General features: G+C 68.7%; 19 protein-coding genes. 9 read left to right on the forward strand and 10 right to left on the reverse strand.

The annotated features are described in order from the left end of the window. Nucleotides 1-4 precede the first annotated feature (4 nt). From rnpA to ABZ877_RS24455, 8 genes are all read left to right on the forward strand, one after another. Entirely contained in the window at nt 5-376 is a 372-nt protein-coding gene (gene rnpA / locus ABZ877_RS24420; protein WP_361074660.1) for a ribonuclease P protein component, read from the forward strand. Next, nucleotides 373-723 carry a membrane protein insertion efficiency factor YidD gene (yidD, locus tag ABZ877_RS24425; protein ID WP_361074662.1) on the forward strand — a complete coding sequence of 117 codons (351 nt, stop codon included), beginning with the start codon at nt 373-375 and terminating at the stop codon, nt 721-723. Before rnpA ends, yidD begins: the two co-directional genes overlap by 4 nt. A gap of 8 nt (nt 724-731) precedes the next feature. After that, on the forward strand, nt 732-2039 hold the full coding sequence (yidC, locus tag ABZ877_RS24430) for a membrane protein insertase YidC (RefSeq protein WP_361074664.1): 1308 nt from the start codon (nt 732-734) through the stop codon (nt 2037-2039). A 41-nt stretch (nt 2040-2080) separates the two neighbouring features. Next, nucleotides 2081-2593 carry a R3H domain-containing nucleic acid-binding protein gene (locus tag ABZ877_RS24435; RefSeq protein ID WP_361074666.1) on the forward strand — a complete coding sequence of 171 codons (513 nt, stop codon included), beginning with the start codon at nt 2081-2083 and terminating at the stop codon, nt 2591-2593. Nucleotides 2594-2699: 106 nt separating this feature from the next. Continuing rightward, nucleotides 2700-3416, forward strand: a complete 717-nt coding sequence (rsmG, locus tag ABZ877_RS24440) for a 16S rRNA (guanine(527)-N(7))-methyltransferase RsmG (RefSeq protein ID WP_361074668.1) — start codon at nt 2700-2702, stop codon at nt 3414-3416. Nucleotides 3417-3689: 273 nt separating this feature from the next. Then, on the forward strand, nt 3690-4766 hold the full coding sequence (locus ABZ877_RS24445) for a ParA family protein (RefSeq protein WP_361074873.1): 1077 nt from the start codon (nt 3690-3692) through the stop codon (nt 4764-4766). Next, nucleotides 4763-5884 (forward strand): ParB/RepB/Spo0J family partition protein, encoded by a 1122-nt coding sequence (locus ABZ877_RS24450; protein ID WP_361074669.1) that lies wholly within the window; start codon nt 4763-4765, stop codon nt 5882-5884. The genes ABZ877_RS24445 and ABZ877_RS24450 overlap by 4 nt, the downstream gene beginning before the upstream one ends. A gap of 325 nt (nt 5885-6209) precedes the next feature. Next, entirely contained in the window at nt 6210-6827 is a 618-nt protein-coding gene (locus ABZ877_RS24455) for a GNAT family N-acetyltransferase (RefSeq protein WP_361074671.1), read from the forward strand. A gap of 76 nt (nt 6828-6903) precedes the next feature. On the opposite strand, the gene trxA is transcribed toward ABZ877_RS24455, so the two are convergent. The 7 genes from trxA to ABZ877_RS24490 form a co-directional block, all read right to left on the reverse strand. Beyond that, the gene (trxA, locus tag ABZ877_RS24460) at nt 6904-7236 is read right to left on the reverse strand and encodes a thioredoxin (RefSeq protein WP_361074672.1); all 333 of its coding nucleotides are present in this window, start codon (nt 7234-7236) and stop codon (nt 6904-6906) included. A gap of 47 nt (nt 7237-7283) precedes the next feature. After that, nucleotides 7284-8258, reverse strand: a complete 975-nt coding sequence (gene trxB / locus ABZ877_RS24465) for a thioredoxin-disulfide reductase (protein ID WP_361074674.1) — start codon at nt 8256-8258, stop codon at nt 7284-7286. A 142-nt stretch (nt 8259-8400) separates the two neighbouring features. Then, nucleotides 8401-9393 (reverse strand): hypothetical protein, encoded by a 993-nt coding sequence (locus ABZ877_RS24470; RefSeq protein WP_361074676.1) that lies wholly within the window; start codon nt 9391-9393, stop codon nt 8401-8403. Continuing rightward, complete coding sequence (gene sigM / locus ABZ877_RS24475; RefSeq protein WP_361074677.1) at nt 9390-10109, reverse strand: RNA polymerase sigma factor SigM; 720 nt, start codon at nt 10107-10109, stop codon at nt 9390-9392. The genes ABZ877_RS24470 and sigM overlap by 4 nt, the downstream gene beginning before the upstream one ends. Nucleotides 10110-10400: 291 nt before the next feature. Next, nucleotides 10401-12110, reverse strand: a complete 1710-nt coding sequence (locus tag ABZ877_RS24480; protein WP_361074679.1) for a serine/threonine protein kinase — start codon at nt 12108-12110, stop codon at nt 10401-10403. 120 nt (nt 12111-12230) lie between these two features. Beyond that, complete coding sequence (gene murJ, locus ABZ877_RS24485) at nt 12231-14483, reverse strand: murein biosynthesis integral membrane protein MurJ (protein ID WP_361074681.1); 2253 nt, start codon at nt 14481-14483, stop codon at nt 12231-12233. 45 nt (nt 14484-14528) lie between these two features. Beyond that, nucleotides 14529-16898, reverse strand: a complete 2370-nt coding sequence (locus ABZ877_RS24490; RefSeq protein ID WP_361074683.1) for a DUF6049 family protein — start codon at nt 16896-16898, stop codon at nt 14529-14531. 221 nt (nt 16899-17119) lie between these two features. Between ABZ877_RS24490 and ABZ877_RS24495 the strand changes: the two genes are divergently transcribed. Next, on the forward strand, nt 17120-18592 hold the full coding sequence (locus ABZ877_RS24495) for a CCA tRNA nucleotidyltransferase (RefSeq protein ID WP_361074685.1): 1473 nt from the start codon (nt 17120-17122) through the stop codon (nt 18590-18592). 129 nt (nt 18593-18721) lie between these two features. Here ABZ877_RS24495 and ABZ877_RS24500 read toward each other — a convergent pair whose 3' ends face one another. From ABZ877_RS24500 to ABZ877_RS24510, 3 genes are all read right to left on the reverse strand, one after another. Beyond that, a complete protein-coding gene (locus ABZ877_RS24500; protein ID WP_361074687.1) occupies nt 18722-19993 on the reverse strand; it encodes an MFS transporter in 1272 nt (423 codons plus the stop codon). 122 nt (nt 19994-20115) lie between these two features. Next, entirely contained in the window at nt 20116-21198 is a 1083-nt protein-coding gene (locus tag ABZ877_RS24505) for an inositol-3-phosphate synthase (protein WP_361074689.1), read from the reverse strand. Nucleotides 21199-21241: 43 nt separating this feature from the next. Then, entirely contained in the window at nt 21242-21919 is a 678-nt protein-coding gene (locus tag ABZ877_RS24510) for a helix-turn-helix transcriptional regulator (protein ID WP_361074691.1), read from the reverse strand. Between the last annotated feature and the right edge of the window lie 297 nt (nt 21920-22216).

Genomic DNA, 22216 nt, shown 5'->3' on the forward strand with positions numbered 1-22216 from the left:
TGACGTGCTGCCTACCGAGCATCGGCTGAGGCGGCGCGAGGACTTCGCGACCGCGGTACGCCGAGGACGCCGGGCCGGACGCCCGCTCCTCGTCGTCCATCTACGCAGCGGTTCAACGGACCCGCACGCGCTTGGGGAGAGCGTTACCCCAGCGCGTGCGGGTTTCGTCGTGAGCAAAGCAGTGGGTGGAGCCGTCGTACGGAACACGGTCAAGCGCAGACTCCGCCACCTCATGCGGGACCGAATGGCCTTGTTGCCCCCAGGTAGCCTGGTAGTCGTACGCGCGTTGCCCCCAGCGGGCGACGCCACCCACGCACAGTTGGCCCGAGACCTGGACGCCGCACTGCAGCGGCTGCTGGGAGGGGGCGCGCGATGAAGTACCCGCTGCTTGCGCTGATCAAGATCTACCAGTGGACCATCAGTCCGCTGCTCGGTCCCGTGTGCAAGTACTACCCGTCGTGTTCCCACTACGGCTTCACGGCCATCGACCGGCACGGTGCGATCAAGGGAACAGCCCTCACCGCCTGGCGCATCCTTCGGTGCAACCCATGGTCGCCCGGCGGCGTCGACCACGTTCCACCACGCAAGCGTCCGCGCTGGCACGAGATGCTCCGTGACGCCTTGCGCGGGGACAAGAAAGCGGCCCCCGTCGCCCCGGGCGAGGACCCCTCCGCCCAGGACAACCCGTCCGCAGCGACTTCGCCCCACGCCCAAGGAGCCTGATCAGGGACATGATTTCCGATATCGTCAACGCGATTTCTGGTGTCTTCGCGTTTCTCACGACCCCGGTGTCCTGGGTCATCGTCCAGTTCCACAAGGTCTTCGGGGCCATCTTCGGCCCGGACACTGGATGGGCCTGGGGTCTGTCGATCGTGTCCCTGGTGGTGCTGATCCGGATCTGCCTGATCCCGCTCTTCGTGAAGCAGATCAAGGCGACCCGGAACATGCAGTTGCTCCAGCCGCAGATGAAGGCGATCCAGGAGCGCTACAAGAACGACAAGCAGCGTCAGTCCGAAGAGATGATGAAGCTGTACAAGGAGACGGGCACCAACCCGCTCTCCTCGTGCCTGCCCATCCTCGTGCAGTCGCCGTTCTTCTTCGCGCTCTACCACACGCTCGCCGGTATCGCCGACAACAAGAAGATCGGCGTCATCGACCAGTCGCTGCTCGACAGCGCCCAGAAGGCCCACATCTTCGGTGCCCCGCTGGCCGCGAAGTTCACGGACAGCGCCGGCGAAGTCGCCAAGATGGGCGCCCATCTGACCGACGTCCGCGTGGTCACCGCGATCATGATCGTGCTGATGTCGGCGTCGCAGTTCTACACGCAGCGCCAGCTGATGACCAAGAACGTCGACCTCACGGTGAAGACGCCGTTCATGCAGCAGCAGAAGATGCTGATGTACGTCTTCCCCCTGATCTTCCTGTTCATGGGCATCAACTTCCCCGTCGGTGTCCTCGTGTACTGGCTGACCACCAACGTGTGGACCATGGGCCAGCAGATGTACGTGATCAACCGCAACCCCACGCCGGGCAGCAAGGCGCAGGCCAAGATGCTCGAGGGCCTGCAGAAGCACGTCATCGCGCACAGCGCGACCCGCACCAAGCGCGAGCGCAACATCGTCAAGGGCATCGTCGCCAAGGGCCGCGACCGCAACGAGCAGGAGCGGAAGTTCATCAACGGCCTGAGCAAGGCCGGTCTCGCCGCGCAGGCCGACGGCACCGTGGTGAAGAGCTCCGCCGCCACGGAGGTCCTGGACGAGGACGGCTCGCCCGCCGCCCCGAAGCGGCAGCAGCCCAAGCGGCAGTCCAAGTCGCAGCGCCAGACCGGGGTCACGGGCGGCCCCGCCAAGCCCGCGTCGCCGGCGAAGACCTCGCTGGAGAAGAAGGGCGAGCCGCAGGACGCCGCCCCGCAGGCCAAGCAGTCCGGCGCCAAGCCCGCCGGCGGCTCCACCGCCGCCGGTGCCAACGGTCGCAGCAGGGCCAAGTCCGGCCAGCGCAAGGGCCAGCCGCCGCGGTCCAAGTCCTCGTCCAAGAAGTAAATCCTCGACGTAAGTCCTCGACGTAAGAAGGAGTCCATCCCGTGACGGAAGGCACCACCTCCGCCGCTTCCGAGGGTGGCGACACCCTGACCCGCCTCGAGCAGGAGGGTGAGATCGCTGCGGACTACCTCGAGGGTCTGCTGGACATCGCCGACCTCGACGGTGACATCGACATGGACGTCGAGGCCGATCGTGCCGCCGTGTCCATCGTCAGCGACGCGGGCGGCCGCGACCTGCAGAAGCTCGTCGGCCGCGACGGGGAGGTCCTGGAGGCCCTTCAGGAGCTGACGCGTCTGGCGGTGCACCGTGAGACGGGCGACCGCAGCCGGCTCATGCTCGACATCGGCGGCTACCGCGCCAAGAAGCGGGCCGAGCTCACCGAGCAGGGCGCCAAGGCCGCGGCCGAGGTGAAGAGCACCGGCGAGCCGGTCAAGATGCAGCCGATGACGCCGTTTGAGCGCAAGGTCGTGCACGACGCGGTCAAGGCCGCCGGCCTGCGCAGCGAGTCCGAGGGCGAGGAGCCGCAGCGCTTCGTCGTCGTGCTTCCCGCCTGATCGGCACGTCGCTTTCCGGCCCCGTCTGTTCGCAGGCGGGGCCGATCTTTGTCAGCCTGTTAGTCAGCCACCCAGTGCGCTAGTGCGGTACGGAAGGACGGTCCCCGTGACGGAGGCAGCAGAACTCCCCCCGGCTCCTGAGCAGGCGCGGGCGGTATTCGGCGATCGCTTTCAGGACGCCGTCCGCTACGCGGAGCTGCTCGCCGACGCGGGAGTGCAGCGCGGTCTCATCGGCCCCCGCGAGGTGCCGCGCCTGTGGGAGCGGCACATCCTGAACTGCGCGGTGCTCTCCGAAGTGGTTCCGGAGGGTGTCACCGTGTGCGACGTCGGCTCGGGCGCCGGGTTGCCGGGCATCCCGCTGGCGCTGGTCCGCCCCGACCTCAAGATCACGCTCCTCGAACCGCTGCTGCGTCGTACGACGTTCCTGACCGAGGTGGTCGAGCTGCTTGGGCTCGATCATGTGACGGTCGTCCGCGGCCGCGCGGAGGAGGTCCTCGGCAAGCTGACGCCCGTCCACGTCGTCACGGCGCGTGCCGTGGCCCCGCTGGACCGCCTGGCCGCCTGGGGTGTTCCTCTTCTGCGGCCCTACGGGGAGATGCTGGCGCTCAAGGGCGACACGGCGGAGGAGGAGCTCAAGAATGCGGGTGCGGCGCTGAACAAGCTCGGCGCCGTGGAGACCTCGGTGCTGCACGTCGGCGAAGGAGTGGTCGACCCGCTCTCCACGGTGGTGCGTGTGGAGGTCGGTGAGAGCCCGGGCGGGGTGCGCTTCGCCGCCAAGCGCGCCAAGGCGGCCCGCACGGGCCGAGCTCGACGCAGGCGCTGACGCTCAGAGGCAGTCTGAGGACCAGCAGTACTCCACACAAGCTGCCAAACCTACGCATATCGGGGTGTCGCGCCGGAGTGCACCAGGGTGCGGTGCATCGTGTTTCACGTGAAACGTCGCTCCCTGCTGCATGGCATCATCAGTCGCGGCCGCACAGCGGCCCCTCCCCGCGACCGCAGACCCCTCGGATCCCTCGATTCGGGCACGGCGTTGTCCACAGAAGGGGATCTGTCCACAGAAGACCGGGCCTCGCTGGTTCTCGACCCCGACGGCATGGGAGGCTCTGTTCATTGCGAGCCTGAAGTCGAGGAGAGTGAATCCTTGCGGTCCGACGCCAACATCGCGGGACCGATGACCGATCCGGTCCCCGGTCCCCGCACCGAGTCGGCGGGGGAGGATGTTTCACGTGAAACACCGACCCCGATGGACGACACCCCCATGGGTCACGCTGCCCCACTGGCAGTAGAAGCTTTCGGCCGCGCAGGTGAAGGCCTGCCGCGTCCGGAGCAGACCCGCATCATGGTGGTGGCCAATCAGAAGGGCGGGGTCGGTAAGACCACGACGACGGTCAACCTCGCGGCGTCGCTCGCGCTGCATGGCGCACGTGTCCTGGTCGTCGACCTGGATCCGCAGGGCAATGCCTCCACGGCGCTGGGCATCGACCACCACGCCGATGTGCCCTCGATCTATGACGTGCTGGTCGACAGCAGACCGCTCTCGGAAGTGGTGCAGCCCGTCACGGATGTCGAAGGTCTCTTCTGTGCTCCGGCCACCATCGACCTCGCTGGTGCGGAGATCGAACTGGTCTCGCTGGTCGCGCGTGAGAGCCGACTGCAGCGAGCCATCCAGGCGTATGAGCAGCCGCTGGACTACATCCTCATCGACTGCCCACCGTCGCTCGGCCTCCTGACGGTCAACGCTCTGGTCGCCGGTGCCGAGGTGCTCATTCCTATCCAGTGCGAGTACTACGCACTGGAGGGACTGGGGCAACTGCTGAGGAACGTGGATCTCGTACGTGGCCATCTCAACCCCACGCTGCATGTCTCGACGATCCTGTTGACCATGTACGACGGACGGACGCGGCTGGCCTCCCAGGTCGCCGACGAGGTCCGGAACCACTTCGGCGACGAGGTGCTGCGGACGAGCATTCCCCGCTCGGTCCGTATTTCGGAGGCGCCGAGCTACGGCCAGACGGTGCTGACCTACGATCCAGGGTCGAGCGGTGCGCTCTCCTACCTCGAAGCGGCGCGGGAGATGGCGCTGCGCGGGGTCGGGATCCACTACGACGCCCAGCGTGCCCACGGGGGCACTCCACTTGACCAGCACAGCACGCCGGAGGGTATTCAGTGAGCGATCGACGGAGGGGACTGGGCCGTGGTCTCGGCGCACTGATCCCGGCGGCACCCGCACCGGAGAAGCCGGCGCCTGCGGGCCCGGCAGGAGGAGCATCGACTTCTCCCGCCTCGGTGCCCGTGCTGACGGCGGAGCGCGGGGTGGCTGCGGCCAAGGTGGCATCGTTGCCACCGGCGCAGGTTTCACGTGAAACAGAGGACGCGGCTGCCAGCGCGGCCGACACATTCGAGGCTCCTGCGGGTGCGTACTTCGCCGAGCTGCCGCTCGACGCCATCACGCCCAACCCGAGGCAGCCGCGTGACGTGTTCGACGAGGACGCCCTCGCCGAGCTCATCACGTCCATCAAGGAAGTCGGTCTCCTGCAGCCTGTCGTCGTACGACAGGCGGGACCGGGGCGCTACGAGCTCATCATGGGTGAGCGACGCTGGCGGGCTTGCCGTGAGGCGGGGCTGGAGCGGATCCCCGCGATCGTGCGGGCCACGGACGACGAAAAGCTTCTTCTCGACGCGCTCCTGGAAAACCTGCACCGCGCCCAGTTGAACCCGTTGGAAGAGGCTGCCGCCTACGACCAGCTGCTCAAGGACTTCAACTGCACGCACGACCAGTTGGCTGACCGGATCGGTCGGTCCCGGCCGCAGGTGTCGAACACGCTGCGTCTGCTGAAGCTCTCGCCGGCGGTTCAGCGGCGGGTAGCGGCAGGTGTCCTGTCCGCCGGTCATGCTCGGGCGCTGCTCTCCGTCGACGACTCGGAGGAGCAGGACCGGCTCGCCCATCGCATCGTCGCCGAAGGGCTCTCCGTGCGGGCGGTCGAGGAGATCGTGACGCTCATGGGCTCGCGGCCCACGAGCACGACGCGGGCCAAGGGGCCGAGGGCCGGTGCCCGTGTCTCGCCCGCGCTGAACGTCCTTGCCACGAGGCTGTCGGACCGTTTCGAGACGCGAGTGAAGGTCGACCTCGGCCAGAAGAAGGGCAAGATCGTCGTCGAGTTCGCGTCGATGGATGATCTGGAGCGCATTCTCGACACGCTGGCTCCGGGTGAGGGCCCGGTCCTCCAGAACGGCCTCTCGGAGCAGAGTGGCCTTCCCGAGGGAAGCGAGAGCGAGGAACAGGACTGACCGTCCTGACACGCGTGTTCCTGATACGTGTGTAAACGAAGAGCGGGTCGTGTCCGGTGTGTACCGGAACACGGCCCGCTCTTTGCTTTCTTACGGTATCGATGGAATCGCATCGTGGTTACGATGCGACGGGGAAAGAGCGCGTTCACCTGGCAGTACCTCACAGGGGAGGCGGGGTCATGCGATCGGTGCGTCGCACTCGACTGATGACCGCAGGTCTCGGACTGGGCGCAGTCGGCGGATTCGTCGGCAGTCTGCTCAGGGAGCGGGGCGCTCTGTCAGCCGCTCGCGTCGCCGCGGGCGAAGGAAGCGAGGATCAGCCTTCATGGGGCGTCGGCTCGTACCGCTCACGCTGGACAACCTTCCGGACCTTCCCAAGCGGTGCCGGTCGTGCGTCTTCTGGGAGCTGGACCCGGTCAGCGGCCAGGCCGCGGTAAAGGCGGGTACGCCGGACCTGGAGAAGGAAGCGTGGATCTCCGGCGTCCTCCTGGAGTGGGGATCCTGCGGCCGCGTCGTCTACGTCGATGATGTACCGGTCGGCTATGTGCTCTACGCGCCCCCCGCGTACGTGCCTCGTTCCACGGCGTTTCCCACGAGCCCGGTCTCCCCCGACGCCGTCCAGTTGATGACGGCCTGGATCACCCCCGGCTATCAGGGGCAGGGGCTGGGCCGCGTGATCGTGCAGACGGTGGCCAAGGATCTGCTGCGTCGCGGCTTCAAGGCGATCGAGGCGTTCGGCGACGCGCAGTGGAAGGAGCCCGCCTGTCTGCTGCCCGCCGACCATCTGTTGGCGGTGGGCTTCAAGACCGTACGGCCTCACCCCACGTACCCGCGTATGCGGCTGGATCTACGGACGACGCTGTCCTGGAAAGAGGACGTGGAAATGGCCTTGGACCGGCTTCTGGGCGCGGTGCAGAAGGAGCCGGCCCTGCGGCCGCTGTGAGAATCCCGGAACATGACGAAGGGCCAACCCGAGTGGGTTGGCCCTTCGTGTTTCACGTGAAACAGCGTCGGAGCTGTTACTCGCCGATGAAGTCCTCGAGGTCGCGCACGATGGCGGCCTTGGGCTTGGCACCGACGATGGTCTTCGCGACCTCGCCGCCCTGGTAGACGTTCAGGGTCGGGATCGACATGACGCCGTACTTGGCGGCCACGGCCGGGTTCTCGTCGATGTTGAGCTTGACGACCTCGATCTTGTCGCCGTACTCGGAGGCGATGGCCTCCAGCGACGGCGCGATCTGACGGCACGGACCGCACCAAGCGGCCCAGAAGTCGACCAGCACGGGCTTGCTGCTCTTCAGGACGTCCTCGTCGAAGGAAGCGTCCGTCACGTTCTTCAGGTTGCCGGCCACAGCGGGCTCCTCATTTTTCTCTGGGGTTGCGGGGTGGAAGTACGGGATCAGACGCTGGTCGGCGTCTTCTCGGGCTCAGGGGCCTCGCCGTCGGAGAGCGCGGCGAGGAAGCGCTCGGCGTCGAGAGCGGCGGAGCAGCCGGTGCCGGCCGCCGTGATCGCCTGGCGGTAGGTGTGGTCCACGACGTCACCGGCGGCGAAGACACCGGTCAGGTTGGTGCGCGTCGACGGGGACTGCACCCGCAGGTAACCCTCGTCGTCCAGGTCGAGCTGGCCCTTGAAGAGCTCCGTCCGCGGGTCGTGGCCGATGGCGATGAAGAGACCGGTCACGGGCAGCTCCGAGGTCTCGCCCGTCTTGAGGTTGCGCAGCGTCAGACCGGCGAGCTTCGGGTCACCCTTGATCTCGGCGACCTCGCTGTCCCAGACGAACTTGATCTTCGGGTCCGCGAAGGCGCGCTCCTGCATCGCCTTGGAGGCGCGCAGGGTGTCGCGGCGGTGGACGATCGTGACGGACTTGGCGAAGCGCGAGAGGAAGGTGGCCTCCTCCATCGCGGTGTCGCCACCACCGATCACGGCGATGTCCTGGTCCTTGAAGAAGAAGCCGTCGCAGGTGGCACACCAGGAGACACCGCGGCCGGACAGCGCGTCCTCGTTGGGCAGGCCGAGCTTGCGGTGCTGAGAGCCGGTGGTGACGATGACGGCCTTCGCGCGGTGCACGGTGCCCGCGGTGTCCGTCACGGTCTTGATCTCACCGGACAGGTCGACGGCCACGACATCGTCGGGCACGAGCTCAGCGCCGAAGCGCTCTGCCTGGGCGCGCATGTTGTCCATGAGCTCGGGGCCCATGATGCCGTCCTGGAAGCCGGGGAAGTTCTCCACCTCGGTCGTGTTCATCAGCGCGCCACCGGCGGTGACCGCGCCCTCGAACACGAGTGGCTTCAGCGACGCGCGCGCGGTGTAGAGCGCCGCCGTGTAGCCGGCGGGCCCGGAGCCGATGATGATCACGTTACGGACGTCGCTCACGGCTTGTTTCCTCGTCTCTGCGGGACTGCTGCGTACTGCCGGGGGAGTCTCTTCTCAGGACTCTCACCCCACCCAACGGATCCTACGGGGCATGCATTCCCGACGTGTCCGTGCGCATGTCGGGGTTGCGTTCGGGTGCCCGTCAGCCGCGGTCGTAGTCGTGGGTGAACAGCAGCTCGCCTTCGGACCGCGCCTGCTTCAGGCAGGCGGAGTCCACGATGAAGGCGGTCACGCGGTGAGCCGGATCGGTTTTGTGCGGCAGCACGACGAGATAGACGCTCTTCCCCTCGTACGTGCCCTGCTCCGCCGCGATCGGGTCCTCATTGCGGTGGGTTCCGAGCTGGACGCAGGCGGGCACAGTGGTGGCCTTCTTCGGCATCGGGACGCTCTGCGGCGACTCGGGGCCGCTGCTCTTCGTCCCGAAAGACGGCTTGTCCGTGGAGAGGGGCGCGACACTGCCACCGCTCGTACCGAGCAGCTCGGAGACCTTCGCGTCCAACGAGCTCTCGGCGAAGGTGTCGGCGCGGCCGCTTTCCTTCGCTGTCGGCTTCCCGTCCCCGTCCTGAAGGAGGAGCGCTCCTACGCCCAGCGCGGCGACGGCCAGGGCCGCGCCGAGAGCGGCACCTGTGCGGCGCCGCCTCGCGCGGGCCCTGCGTCCTGGGCCAGCGGTGGCATGAGGGTGTCCGGACGGGCGGTTCGTGGAGTGCGATGCGGCCGCAGTCGATGTTTCACGTGAAACGGGGCCGGTTGCAACGGGGGCCGTCGTGTCGCGGGCGTCGTCCTCCGTGTCGCGGTCGTCGCCTTCCGTTTCGCGGGTGCCGTCTTCGGTCTCGCTGGAGTCGTTGCCCGCCCTCGCGTCTGTGACGTCGGGGGCGACGTTGTCCAGGAGCGCTTCGGCCGCCAGCGCCGCGTCGATGCGTTCGGCCACGTCGTCAGGCATACGGGACGACCCCGGCAGCGGCGTACCGAGAAGGCTGCGGATCTCTTCCAGCGAGGCGTAGACATCGGCGCAGAGCGAGCAGCCGTCGAGGTGCCGTCGTAGCTCGGCGCTGCGGGACGCGGGCAGCAGGCCCTCGGCGAGATCGGAGATCTCGTCGATCTCCGGGTGCTCCGCCGTATCGGTCGTGGATGTCACCCTCGCCCACCTCCGCCCTTCATCGCAGCCGAATCGTGTGGTCCTGCTTCGTCCCGAGGCTCCGCTGAGGGTGGGACGGATGTCCCCCGCGTCCGGTTCCTTTCGGGAGGTGGATTCTCCTCGCCCTCTTCACCGTCGCCGTCCGTACGGAGGTGGGCCAGGAGGGGGACCAGTCTGGCTCTGCCGCGGGCGCAGCGACTCTTGACGGTACCGACGGGGACGTCGAGTACCTGGGCGGCCTCGGCCACCGGGTAGCCCTGCATGTCGACGAGGACGAGAGCGGCCCGCTGGTCGGCCGGCAGTGATCGCAGGGCGGCCAGGAGTTCGCGGTGGAGGTCGCCGCGCTCAGCCGGAGCGGCGGCGGACTCGTGCGGCTCCAGGAGCTGGTCGAGGCGCTCGGTGTCGTCCACGGGCGCGGTCTTGCGGGAAGCCGTCTTGCGGGCCCGGTCCAGGCAGGCGTTGACGGTGATGCGGTGCAGCCAGGTCGTCACGGCCGACTGGCCGCGGAAGGTGTGCGCGGCCCGGTAGGCGGAGACCAGGGCGTCCTGCACGGCGTCGGCGGCTTCCTCCCGGTCGCCCAGGGTCCGCAGGGCCACGGCCCAGAGCCGGTCCCGGTGGCGGCGCACGATCTCCGCGAAGGCGTCCTTGTCCCCCGCGACATGACGGGCGAGGAGCTCGGTGTCCGGGAGCTCGGAATGTGTCGACCGGCTTTCCATGCGTGTCCCCGAGGTCTGTAGGGGAGGCGACCATAACCCGATCGCGTAGAACGATCGTCACAATGCCACAGGACGGATCCGGCCCGAAGCGGTTCCGGAACGGGAGTGGGGCGATGTGACCGAAAGGCCGCAGGGGACCTGGCGAAAACCGAGACAAGATCAACCGGGGCTGCGGCTCGCGGTTGCGGTCGTGTTCCTCGCGGTTCTGCCGACAGCCGCGTAGGCGGCCCGCCCGGGCATGTTCGAGGGGATCGCGCCGGGCGCGATCCCCTCGGTTCCTTCTCGGGCGGTTCAGCTGGTGATCTTGATGTCCTTGACCCTGCCGCGGTACGTGCCGTCCTCGGTGAGAGGCAGCTTGGTCAGCCAGACCAGCAGGTACCGGGACTTGAGCGTCTTGTCCGGGCGGAGCGTGACGCTCGTGCCCGAACCCTTCGCTTGCTCCTGGAACGCGCTGAAGGACGTAGGACGCGTGCTCGCATCGGCTGAGGCCGCACGGAGTTCGACGGTGGTGTCCCCGACGAACGAGACGGTCACCTTCCCCACCCTCTGCGACTTCCCCAGGTCGAGCACTATGCCGAGACCCGGCTTCAGATTCCCGAACTCGGCGCCCTTGTAGAAGTCCGTCTGCCAGTACGAGTCCGGGTCGTTGTCGTAGGCCTTGCCTATGTCCGCCGGCTTCTCGGAGTTGTCGCCGAACGGATCGAAGTCCTGTGCCGCACTGATGCTGACAGGGCCGGTGGGCGGTTTCGTCGGCCCCTTGACGCTGTTGTCCGTCGTCTGGGTGTGCTCGGACTTGTCCGGGTTGTCGTTCCGGTTCATCAGGGCGTCCGCCAGCTGCCAGCTCCCGAGGCCCAGGGCGGCGATGAGCAGCGCCGAGACGGCCCACTTGAGGGCCTTGCCGGTGCGGCTCTGCAGCGGGGGCGGCGGGGTGGGCACGGCCTGGGTGACGCCGGGGCCTGCGGGGCGCCCGAACGGTCCCTGCTGGTACGTCGTCCGCTGGTAGTCGGGCGGCGCGGTGAACGCGGGCTCCGGCGGGCGGATCTTGGGCATCTCACCGATCGCCTTGACCAGGTCCTCCGGCGTGGTGCACGCCGGTTCCTGGCGGGACGCCGTCGCCCCGTCGTTGGCGAGCGCGCGCATGGCGAGCTCCGCGAGGCCGCGGTGGACGCCGGCGCGCACCTGGTCGGGGGCGATGAGGCCGACGCCCTTGGGCAGTCCGGACAGGCCGTACGCATCGTTCTCGTACGGCCAGCGCTGGGTGAGGGCGGCGTACAGGAGGGCGCCGATCGCCTCGGTGTCGGTGCGCTGCGGGGTGTCGGAGGTGATGCCGCGCAGCGCGGCGTTCACGGCGAGGCCGCGGATGCGCCACTGGCCCGTGGAGGTGCGCAGGACGGCGCTGGGGGTGAGCCGGAGATGGGCGAGGCCCTCGCGGTGGGCGGCGGCCATGGCGAAGGAGATCTGGCTGACCATCTGGTAGGCGTCGTGCGCCTCCAGGGAGCTGACCGCGAGCAGCGCCGTGAGCTCGGTGGCGTCGGGCAGCCATTCGTGGACGACGTAGACGAGGTCGTTCTCCTCGACCGCGTCCAGGACCTGGACGAAGCGCGGGTCGCCGAGCAGCGCCGAGGAGCGGGCCGCGGCGAGCACCGAGCGCGCTCTCGGGTGGTCGGCGGGCAGCAGGTGCACGCCGACGGCGCGGCGGAGCTTCTCGTCGACCGCGCGCCAACTGCTGAAACCGTCCAGACGAGTGACGCATTCTTCGAGTCGGTAGCGTCTGGCGAGCTTGTGGCCGCTGTGCAGCTCGGGCGGTGAGGACGTGCGAGGGCTCACGTGGGTCCCCGTCTCCGCGATGTCCGCGGGTTCCTCACGTGCCGTGGTGTCTCGCTTCGCGATGTCGGCCACCCCGTCGGCCGTGGCCTGCTCCGCCTTGTCCGCACTGGCGGTCAGCGGTTCGTCCCCGCCGTTGTCGGCCACGTCGACGGCAGCCGTGCTCCGTTCCGCCACCGTCGTTCCTGCCTCCCCATTCGTTGCGCTCACTCCGACGCCCAAGCCAATTGTGCCCACAGTCCGACGCTAAGCACGACACACGGTGGTCGCCGAAGGTTGTGCGCGATCCCGGTCCTCTCAGCGGCCGAGACGTCCACGGACCATACCGACCATCGAATTGAGCTCTTCGATCCGCATCTTCCTCGCGGCCACGTAGAAGGCGCCGAGCAGGGCCGCACCACCGACGACCAGCGCCGCGATCGATCCGAGCGCGCCATGGCCGAGGACCATGGTGAGCGCGTACCCGACTCCGCCACCGATGATCGCCGCGGGCACGGAGGCCAGGCAGAGGCGGGCGTACGTCCGCACGACGTTCGCGCCGTCCAGGTCGCCGCCGAGCCGCTTGCGCAGGCGCTGCCAGGCGACGCCGACGCCGATCGCGTACGCGAGTCCGTACGAGAAGGCCATGCCGACGACCGCCCAGCGGGCGGGCAGGATCACGTAGCACAGGGCCGACGCCGCGGCGTTGACCGCGGCGACGATGACCGTGTTGTAGAAGGGCGTGCGGGTGTCCTCGTACGCGTAGAAGCCACGCAGCACCACGTACTGCACGGAGAACGGGATGAGGCCGAGGCCGAACGCCATCAGGATGTAGCCCATCGACTTGGCGGCGTCGATGCCGCTGGAGCCGAAGAGCAGGGTGCACATCGGGACGCCGAGCGCGACGAACATGAAGGCCACCGGGACGATCGCCACGGCCGAGGTGCGCAGGCCGGAGGAGATGTCGTCGCGGACCGCGCCCGGGTCGCCGTCGTGGGCGGCGCGCGAGATGCGCGGCAGCATGGCGGCCATGACCGAGACGGTGATGATGGCCTGCGGCATGCCCCAGATCAACTGGGCGTTCGAGTAGCCCATGATGCCGCTGCCCGCAGCGTTCGAGGCCTCGCCGGCGGCGGTCGCCAACTGGGTGACGACGATGACGCCCGCCTGGTTGGCGAGGACGAAGAGCACGGTCCACTTGGCGAGCTTGACGGCCTTGCCGAGGCCGTGGCCCTTCCAGTCGAAGCGGAGGCGGAAGCGGAAACCGGTCTCGCGCAGGTACGGGACCATCGCGAGCGCCTGCACGGTCAGGCCGAGGAGGGTGCCGATGCCGAGGAGGCGGACACCGTCCGGCGGGATGGTGGTGACGCCCATGTGCGACTCGGCGGCGGTCCCGTAGACCCAGATGAACATGCCGAAGGTGAAGATCATGACGATGTTGTTGAGGACCGGGGTCCACATCATCGCGCCGAACTTCCCGCGGGCGTTCAGGATCTGGCCCATGACCACGTGCACACCCATGAAGAAGATCGTGGGCAGGCAGTAGCGGGCGAAGGTGACGCCGACGCTGTCGGCGGCAGGGTTGTCCGAGACCGTGCTCGACATCAGGTTGATCAGCAGTGGTGCGGCGATGACGACGACCGCCACGATCACCGCGAGAGCCATGATGACGAGGGTGAGCAGGCGGTTGGCGTACGCCTCGCCGCCGTCGTCGTCCTCCTTCATGGCGCGGACGAGCTGGGGGACGAAGACGGAGTTCAGGCCGCCGCCGACGGTCAGGATGTAGATCATCGTCGGCAGGGTGTAGGCGACGGTCCAGGTGTCGCCGAGGAGCCCCGCGCCCAGGGCCGCGGTGATGACCATGGTGCGGACGAAGCCGGTGAGGCGGGAGACGAGCGTGCCCGCCGCCATCACCGCGCTCGACTTCATCAGGCTCGCCGCGCGGCCACCCTTCTTCGCGGCGGGGGCGGAGGCCGGCGCCGCGGGCGGTGGCGGCGCCTGGAGGGGCGCCTGACCGAGGAACGTGGTCGGGTCGTCGACCGGCTGCTCGGCCGGGGCACGGCCGCCTCGGTAGCCGGGCTGCTGGTCGCGGAAGAGATGGGCGAAGGCGTCCGACTCGTGACGCTCCTCACCGGCCTGCGTCACGAGGTCGTCGACCCCGACGAACTGGGTCGTGCGCGCGTCGTCGCCGTACGGCAGGTACTGGGAGGGGCCCTCGGGCTCCGGTGCGGGCGTCTGCGCCCAGACACGCGGATCCGGCTGGTACTGGTTGGCGGGCGGCGGCGCGTACAGCGGCTGCGGCGCCTGGTAGGTGCCAGGGGGCGGCGGCGGGTGCGCGGAGCGGTCGTACAGCGCCTCGGTCACCGGGTCCTGGGCGGAGAGGTCCTGCGCCCGGTACGGGTCCTGGCTGTACGCGTCCTGGAGGTAGGCGTCCTGACCGTAGGCCTCGGGGGCGGGCTGGGGCGGCGGCACCTGGCCGCCGGACCCGTGGGGGTCGGCGTACGGGTGGCCATCGCCCGAGGCAGAGCCGCCCGAGCCCTGACCACGGTCACCGTTGTACGGCGCGTTCATGGATACCCCACCTCATCGTCCCCGGCCCACCGGCCACGACATCGCTCAACGGTCCACTCTCTCACCCGTGCCCGACGGGGCCGTGCTTTCCGGAGCGGTGTCAGCCGTCGGGTCACTCGGCTGCTGCGGGACGTCCGCCTGCGCGCCGGGGGCCGACTCGCTCTCCGCTTCACCCTCCGCATCACCCCGCACGGGCTCGGCGGTGTCGGCCGTGTCGACGGCCTCGTCCTGCGCCGCGCCCTCCTCCTGCTGGGCGGCGGCGGTGCGCTTGCGCTGGGTGTACATGCGGAATCCGGCCAGGACCAGGAGCAGGACGCCGCCACCGATGACGAGCATCACGGTGGGCGTGATCTCGGTGGCGTCCACCTTGAAGGCGATCTGCTTGCCGTAGGGCTGGTTGTCCTCGGTGTAGAGCTGGGCGTAGACCGTGATGGGGCCCGTGGCCTTGGCCGTGGTGGTGAACTTCACGGACTGGCTGTGCCCGCTGGCGATCTTGACGGCCTTCTCCTCGAAGGCGCCGTCGCCGATCCGCAGACGCGTGCCGTTGGCCGAGGTGAGCCGCAGCACCAGGTGGTCGACGTCCTGCCACAGGTTGTTCTGCACGGACACCGGGATGGTCGCGCTGCGTCCCGAGAGCCGTACGCGGGACTTCTCGATCAGGGCGACCTGGTTGGTGCTGTCGGAGAGGTACGTCGAGACGCCGTCACGGAAGGACGCGGAGGCCTTGGACCGGCCCCGCCACGACGTGGACATCTCCCGGTCCATCGAGCGGCCGAACGGGGTCACCACCCGGGACCGGTCGGTGAGGACGTGCTTGAAGTTCTCGAGGTCGTTCTGGGTGCTCTGGATCTGCTCGAACGCCGCCCGCGACAGCTCCTGCCGACGCAGGGACGACGGATAGGAGCGGGCGGAGGGCACACGGGTCCTCGCACCGGGGTCCGGCTTGGCCGTGGTCGCGGCCGCCAGGCTCTGGGGCTGGGACCACGTGCTGTCCTGGAGCGCGCGCAGCGCCTCGGCCATCGCCTGGGCCTGGCTCGTGGTGGGCATCCGCTGGGGGGCCACCACGACGGTGCGCTGCTTGTCCGTCTGCCGGTTCAGCATGAGGCTCTGGGCGAGGAACTCCTGGACGGCGAGCGTGGAGTTCTCGGCGCGTGACATGTCGCCCTGGAACGCGGTCGACAGTCGTGCGTCGGCGACCACGGCCGTCGCGCCGCCGCCGATGGGGCGCGCCGCGGACGGCGTGTACGACAGGCTGCCCGTCTCCTGGAACGTGTCGCTGCGCGCGATGATCTTGTTGGCGCCCGCGGACGTGGCGACCTTGACGATGTCCCGGTCGACAGCGCCCTCGGCAGGCCATGCGTACGACGTGTCGGCCTTCACGTGGAGGATGGTGTCCACGGTGGACACGGCCGCGTCCGTGGCGTCCTTGAGGTGCCCGAGCGATCCGCCGACCTTCGTGCCGGTGTGCGCCAAGGACGCGAGATCCGGATCGGCGAACGGCAGCGTGACCACCTTCTGGCCCTGGACGGCCGCCTGCAGGTCGCGCAGCCACGCCTTGGCGATCGCCTGGTCCTTGCCGGGGGTGAACTTCCCGTCCGGGCCCTTGATCGTGTACGTGTCCGTCATCGCGTCGACCGAGGCCAGCAGATCCGGGTCGATCACCCAGGTGACGTCGAGGCCGTCGCCGAGCGCCAGCATCTGCTGGAGGCGGCCACCCGGGCCGATCTGCCGCGCGAGGCTGTCATCACTGAAGACGGGCGTCTGCTGCTCGCTCGTACCCGTCTCGGCGGTCAGGTGCGTGTCGGAGATCAGCGGCCACAGAGCGGTGGTCCTGGTCTTGGTGTCGGCCCCGCCGGGCTGCCAGGGCAGGAAGGTCCGCTGGATGCCGAGCGTCTGCTGGTACGGCGCGGCGGCCGTCTCCCCCATCAGGGCGGCGCTGATCTGGTAGACGCCGTCGGCGCCGAGATGCAGCTCCTTGACCGGCACGGACAGCGTGAAGTCCTGGGTGGCGCCCGGCGCCAGCCTCGCGAGCTTCTGCGCGTACTTGCTCGCGACCTCCGTACCGTCCGGTGCGCCCCCGGTGTCGCTCTCCGCAGCGTCGTCGATCGCCGAGCGTCCGCCGTAGGAGGTGCCGACGCGCAGGCCCACATGGGCGTCGGTGACCGCCTGCTTGCCCTTGTTCGTGACTCTGCCGCGGATCGTGAGGGTGTCCTGCGCGGACGGTGCGACGGGCGAGAGCTCGTTGACGGCCACGTCGACCGTCTTGGTGCCGGTGGCCGCGGCGGCAGCGGACGTCGCCGTGTGCGCGGACGCGGGGGCGGCGCCGGGCAGCAGCGGCAGCGCGGCAAGGAGCGGCGCAGCGGCGAACAGAGCGCCGGTGCGCCGCAGCAGGCGACGGGCAGGTGAGGGACTCATCCCTGGGTAGTCTGCCGCCTCGGCCACGCGCTCGTCCGTCCCTCGTCGTCGTCAGTGGTCGCAGATGTGTCCACGCATCGTAACGAGGAGCCCTGTGGCTGGGTGCCACGGTCTGCTCCACAAGATCGTGGAGCCAGGGTAGGGGGCCGCTCCGGTGGTCCTGCGGCGGCCCCGCGAAACGGTTCGGTCCGGGCGCGGTGGGCCACGTACCCTGTCCTGTTGTGCCGAACGCCAATGAAGACAACCCCAGCGCCCTCAGCCAGGTGCAGCGCCTCGCGGTGAGCGAGCTGCTGCGGGTCTCGCCCGTCGCGGACGACCTTGCCCGCCGATTCCAGGAGGCCGGGTTCTCTCTCGCCCTGGTCGGCGGTTCGGTCCGGGACGCACTGCTCGGCCGGCTCGGCAACGACCTGGACTTCACCACCGACGCCCGCCCCGAGGACGTACTGAAGATCGTCCGGCCGTGGGCCGACGCGGTGTGGGAGGTCGGCATCGCCTTCGGCACCGTCGGCTGCCAGAAGGACGCGCGCGTCGGGGACGTCGAGCAGAGCTTCCAGATCGAGGTCACCACCTACCGCTCGGAGGCGTACGACCGCACCTCGCGCAAGCCCGAGGTCTCCTACGGCGATTCCATCGAGGAAGACCTCGTCCGCCGCGACTTCACCGTGAACGCGATGGCCGTCGCGCTGCCGGAGAAGGACTTCATCGACCCGCACGGCGGCCTCGAGGACCTGGCGGCGCGTGTCCTGCGCACGCCCGGCACACCCCAGGACTCCTTCTCCGACGACCCGCTGCGCATGATGCGCGCCGCCCGGTTCGCCGCCCAGCTCGACTTCGAGGTGGACCCCGACGTGGTCGCCGCGATGAAGGCGATGGCCGGCCGGATCGAGATCGTGTCGGCGGAGCGGGTCCGGGACGAGCTGAACAAGCTCCTCCTGTCGGCCCATCCGCGTAAGGGCCTCACGCTGCTCGTCGACACCGGCCTGGCCGACCACGTCCTCCCCGAACTGCCCGCTCTGCGCCTGGAGCGGGATGAGCACCACCGGCACAAGGACGTCTACGACCACTCGCTGATCGTCCTTGAGCAGGCCATGGCGCTGGAGACCGACGGCCCCGACCTGACCCTGCGCCTCGCGGCCCTGCTGCACGACATCGGCAAGCCGCGCACGCGTCGGTTCGAGCCGGACGGCCGCGTCTCCTTCCACCACCACGAGGTGGTCGGCGCCAAGATGACGAAGAAGCGCATGACCGCGCTCAAGTACTCCAACGAGCTCGTGAAGGACGTCACCCGCCTCGTGGAGCTGCACCTGCGCTTCCACGGCTACGGCACCGGCGAGTGGACGGACTCCGCCGTGCGCCGCTATGTGCGGGACGCGGGCCCGCTCCTGGAGCGCCTGCACAAGCTGACCCGGTCCGACTGCACGACGCGCAACAAGCGCAAGGCGAACGCCCTCTCCCGCGCCTACGACGGCCTGGAGGAGCGCATCGCCCGGCTGCAGGAGCAGGAGGAGCTGGACTCGATCCGCCCGGACCTCGACGGCAACCAGATCATGGAGATCTTGGGGGTGCGGCCCGGGCCGGTGATCGGCCAGGCGTACAAGTTCCTCCTCGAGCTGCGGCTGGAGAACGGTCCGATGGAGCATGACGCGGCGGTGGCGGCTCTGAAGGAGTGGTGGGCGGCTCAGCCGCAGGACTGAAGGGCTGAGGGACAAGCCATGCCTTGGGGCTCTGTTTCACGTGAAACAGAGCCCCAAGGCGCATCCGGGGTGAATCGGTGTTTCACGTGAAACACCGGCCGAGACCCTGAGCGTCGGGTCGGCCAGGTGTCAGGCGGGATCCTTCACATGCGCACGGGGCCGGGTCATGCCGAGCGCCACCGCTCCGTAGAGCGCCGCGATGAACACCACCAGAGGGACGGAGCGGCCGTCGGGTGGCAGCATGAGCGCCGCCACACCCGCCGCGCCGACGAAGGACATGTTGAAGAGGACGTCGTAGACGGAGAAGATCCGGCCGCGGAAGCCGTCGTCGACCGAGGACTGCACGACGGTGTCGGTGGCTATCTTCGCTCCCTGGGTGGTGAGTCCCAGCACGAAGGCCGCCACCAAGGTGGGGCCGGGCGCGAAGGGAAGCCCGAGTGTCAGCTCCAGGACGGACGCCACCCCGGCGCAGACCACGATCCAGCCGCTCGCCCCGAAATGTCTCGCGGCGGCAGGCGTGATGACAGCGGCGACGAAGAAGCCCGCTCCGGAGACGCCCATCGCGAGGCCCAGCAGGGCCAAGCCGTCGGACTCCGTGGTCGTCCAGGCGTAGCGGCACAGCATGAGCACCATGACCAGGAGAGCGCCGTAGCAGAACCGCATGGCCGTCATCGCGGCCAGAGCGCGCGCCGCGGGGCGCCGGGAGGTGAGATGCCGTACGCCTGCCAGCAGGTCGCGCGCGGTACCGGCCAGGGCGACCGCGAGGCGGGGCTGTATCAGGTCGCGGTCCGGTCCGAGGAGCTCTCTGCCCATGCGGAGGGAGGCGAGCGCGGCGCAGAGGTAGAGAGCCGCGCCGAGGAGGACGACCGACGCGTCCGAGTCCGGGCCCACCAGCCGCACGATGAAGGCGAGGCCGCCTCCCAGGGTCGCGGCGAGGGTGCCGGCCGTCGGGGAGAGCGAATTGGCTATGACGAGGCGGTCGGCGTCGACGACGCGCGGCAGCGCGGCCGACAGTCCGGCCAGGACGAAACGATTGACCGCGGTGACACAGAGCGCGGAGGCGTAGAAGAGCCAGTCGGGTGCGTGACTCAGCATGAGGGCGGCTGTCGCGGAGGCCAGAAGGACCCGCAGGAGGTTGCCGTAGAGGAAGACCTGACGGCGGCGCCAGCGGTCGAGGAGGACGCCCGCGAAAGGGCCGACCAGCGAGTACGGCAACAGCAGCACGGCCATGGCCGAGGCGATGGCGGTGGGCGTCGTCTGCTTCTCCGGGGAGAAGACGACGTACGTGGCGAGCGCGACCTGGTACACGCCGTCCGCGCCCTGGGAGAGCAGGCGCAGTGTGAGCAGACGCCGGAAATCGCGCAAGCGCAGCAGGACGCGCAGATCACGGACGACAGCCATGGGCACAGCCTCACACAGAGGAGACCCCCGGATGCACGATGGGTGCGATCCGGGGGTCTCGACAGGTGCGTCAGCCCTCAGACACGCGTTGTTTCACGTGAAACGACGCCGTGTGAGGAAGGTCAGCGCTCGACCTCACCCTTGATGAACTTCTCGACGTTCTCGTAGGCCTCGTCGTCGAAGTACTGCACCGGCGGGGACTTCATGAAGTACGAGGAGGCGGAGAGGATCGGGCCGCCGATGCCGCGGTCCTTGGCGATCTTCGCGGCGCGCAGCGCGTCGATGATGACACCCGCGGAGTTCGGGGAGTCCCAGACCTCGAGCTTGTACTCGAGGTTCAGCGGGACCTCACCGAAGGCGCGGCCCTCGAGACGCACGTACGCCCACTTGCGGTCGTCGAGCCACGCGACGTAGTCGGACGGGCCGATGTGGACGTTCTTCTCGCCCAGCTCGCGGTCGCGGATCTGCGAGGTCACGGCCTGCGTCTTCGAGATCTTCTTCGACTCGAGGCGGTCGCGCTCGAGCATGTTCTTGAAGTCCATGTTGCCGCCGACGTTGAGCTGCATGGTGCGCTCGAGACGGACACCGCGGTCCTCGAACAGCTTCGCCATCACACGGTGGGTGATGGTGGCGCCGACCTGCGACTTGATGTCGTCACCGACGATCGGGACGCCCGCCTCGGTGAACTTGTCCGCCCACTCCTTGGTGCCGGCGATAAAGACCGGGAGGGCGTTGACGAAGGCGACCTTGGCGTCGATGGCGCACTGGGCGTAGAACTTCGCCGCGTCCTCGGAGCCCACGGGCAGGTAGCAGACGAGCACGTCGACCTGCTTGTCCTTGAGGACCTGAACGACGTCGACCGGGGCCTCGGAGGACTCCTCGATCGTCTCGCGGTAGTACTTGCCCAGACCGTCGAGGGTGTGGCCACGCTGGACCTGGACGCCGGTGTTCGGCACGTCGCAGATCTTGATGGTGTTGTTCTCGGAGGCGCCGATGGCGTCCGCGAGGTCCAGGCCGACCTTCTTCGCGTCGACGTCGAACGCGGCGACGAACTCGACGTCGCCGACGTGGTAGTCGCCGAACTGGACGTGCATGAGGCCGGGGACCTTGGTCTCCGGGTCAGCGTCCTTGTAGAACTCGACGCCCTGCACCAGCGAGGCGGCGCAGTTGCCCACGCCGACGATGGCTACGCGAACCGAACCCATTCCGGTTGCTCCCTGTGTGTACTGGTGAAGTCCTGAGCGGACTTCACGTGGCGGTGTCGTCGGACGGATCCGGCCGGGTGCTGTCCCGGTGCCGGGGCAGGCCGCCCGTCTCTCCAGAAATGTCCTGCTGAGCTGCGCCCCCCGGGCCGGACCTTCGCTGGTCCCGGCCCGCGCGCTCGCTCTCGATGAGCTCGTTGAGCCAGCGCACTTCGCGCTCCACGGACTCCATTCCGTGTCGCTGCAGCTCGAGTGTGTAGTCGTCCAGGCGCTCCCGGGTGCGGGCGAAGGAGAGGCGCATCTTTTCGAGACGCTCCTCCAGACGGCTTCGACGGCCCTCGAGGACGCGCATGCGCACATCGCGTGACGTCTGCCCGAAGAAGGCGAATCGCGCGGCGAAGTGCTCGTCCTCGTAGGCGTCGGGGCCGGTCTGCGAGAGCAGCTCCTCGAAGTGCTCCTTACCTTCCGCCGTCAACCGGTAGACGATCTTGGCGCGACGTCCCGTGAGTGAGGCGGGAGCGTCGGCGGGACCGGCGCCCGGTTCCTCTATCAACCAGCCGTTCGCGACCAGCGTCTTGAGGCAGGGGTACAGCGTTCCGTAGCTGAAGGCGCGGAAGACCCCCAGCGACGTATTGAGTCGTTTGCGCAGCTCATAGCCGTGCATCGGGGATTCGCGGAGCAGTCCGAGTACGGCGAACTCAAGGATGCCGGAGCGCCGGCTCATCGTCGCCTCCTCACTGTCGCGGGCCCGTGTATCGACTCTTTATGTCGTGCTGATGTATCGACTCGATACATCAGCACGATAGAACGAGCCTACGACTGCGACAAGAGGGATCACGGTGAACGGCGTCACATCAATGATTCATAGGAGCAACTTGCCTGTTTTGGGGTGAACTTCGGCCCTCGGAGGGTTTTGACGGTGCGTAGTCTGTCCGCCATGCAGACCACCGGGAACCATGTGACGCCTGGGGGCGTCGTTGTCCCGGGTGCAGTGCGGGTGAGTGCCGGGAGCGGCACATCC

This window comes from Streptomyces sp. NPDC046939, assembly GCF_040644575.1.
Classification (GTDB): Bacteria; Actinomycetota; Actinomycetes; order Streptomycetales; family Streptomycetaceae; genus Streptomyces.

Coding starts and splice junctions, on each gene's coding strand:
- yidD (WP_361074662.1), top strand. CDS start 373: ATGAAGTACCCGCTGCTTGCGCTGATCAAGATCTACCAGTGGACCATC.
- yidC (WP_361074664.1), top strand. CDS start 732: ATGATTTCCGATATCGTCAACGCGATTTCTGGTGTCTTCGCGTTTCTC.
- ABZ877_RS24445 (WP_361074873.1), top strand. CDS start 3,690: ATGGGAGGCTCTGTTCATTGCGAGCCTGAAGTCGAGGAGAGTGAATCC.
- ABZ877_RS24455 (WP_361074671.1), top strand. CDS start 6,210: ATGGGGCGTCGGCTCGTACCGCTCACGCTGGACAACCTTCCGGACCTT.
- sigM (WP_361074677.1), bottom strand. CDS start 10,109: ATGGAAAGCCGGTCGACACATTCCGAGCTCCCGGACACCGAGCTCCTC.
- murJ (WP_361074681.1), bottom strand. CDS start 14,483: ATGAACGCGCCGTACAACGGTGACCGTGGTCAGGGCTCGGGCGGCTCT.
- ABZ877_RS24490 (WP_361074683.1), bottom strand. CDS start 16,898: ATGAGTCCCTCACCTGCCCGTCGCCTGCTGCGGCGCACCGGCGCTCTG.
- ABZ877_RS24500 (WP_361074687.1), bottom strand. CDS start 19,993: ATGGCTGTCGTCCGTGATCTGCGCGTCCTGCTGCGCTTGCGCGATTTC.
- ABZ877_RS24505 (WP_361074689.1), bottom strand. CDS start 21,198: ATGGGTTCGGTTCGCGTAGCCATCGTCGGCGTGGGCAACTGCGCCGCC.
- ABZ877_RS24510 (WP_361074691.1), bottom strand. CDS start 21,919: ATGAGCCGGCGCTCCGGCATCCTTGAGTTCGCCGTACTCGGACTGCTC.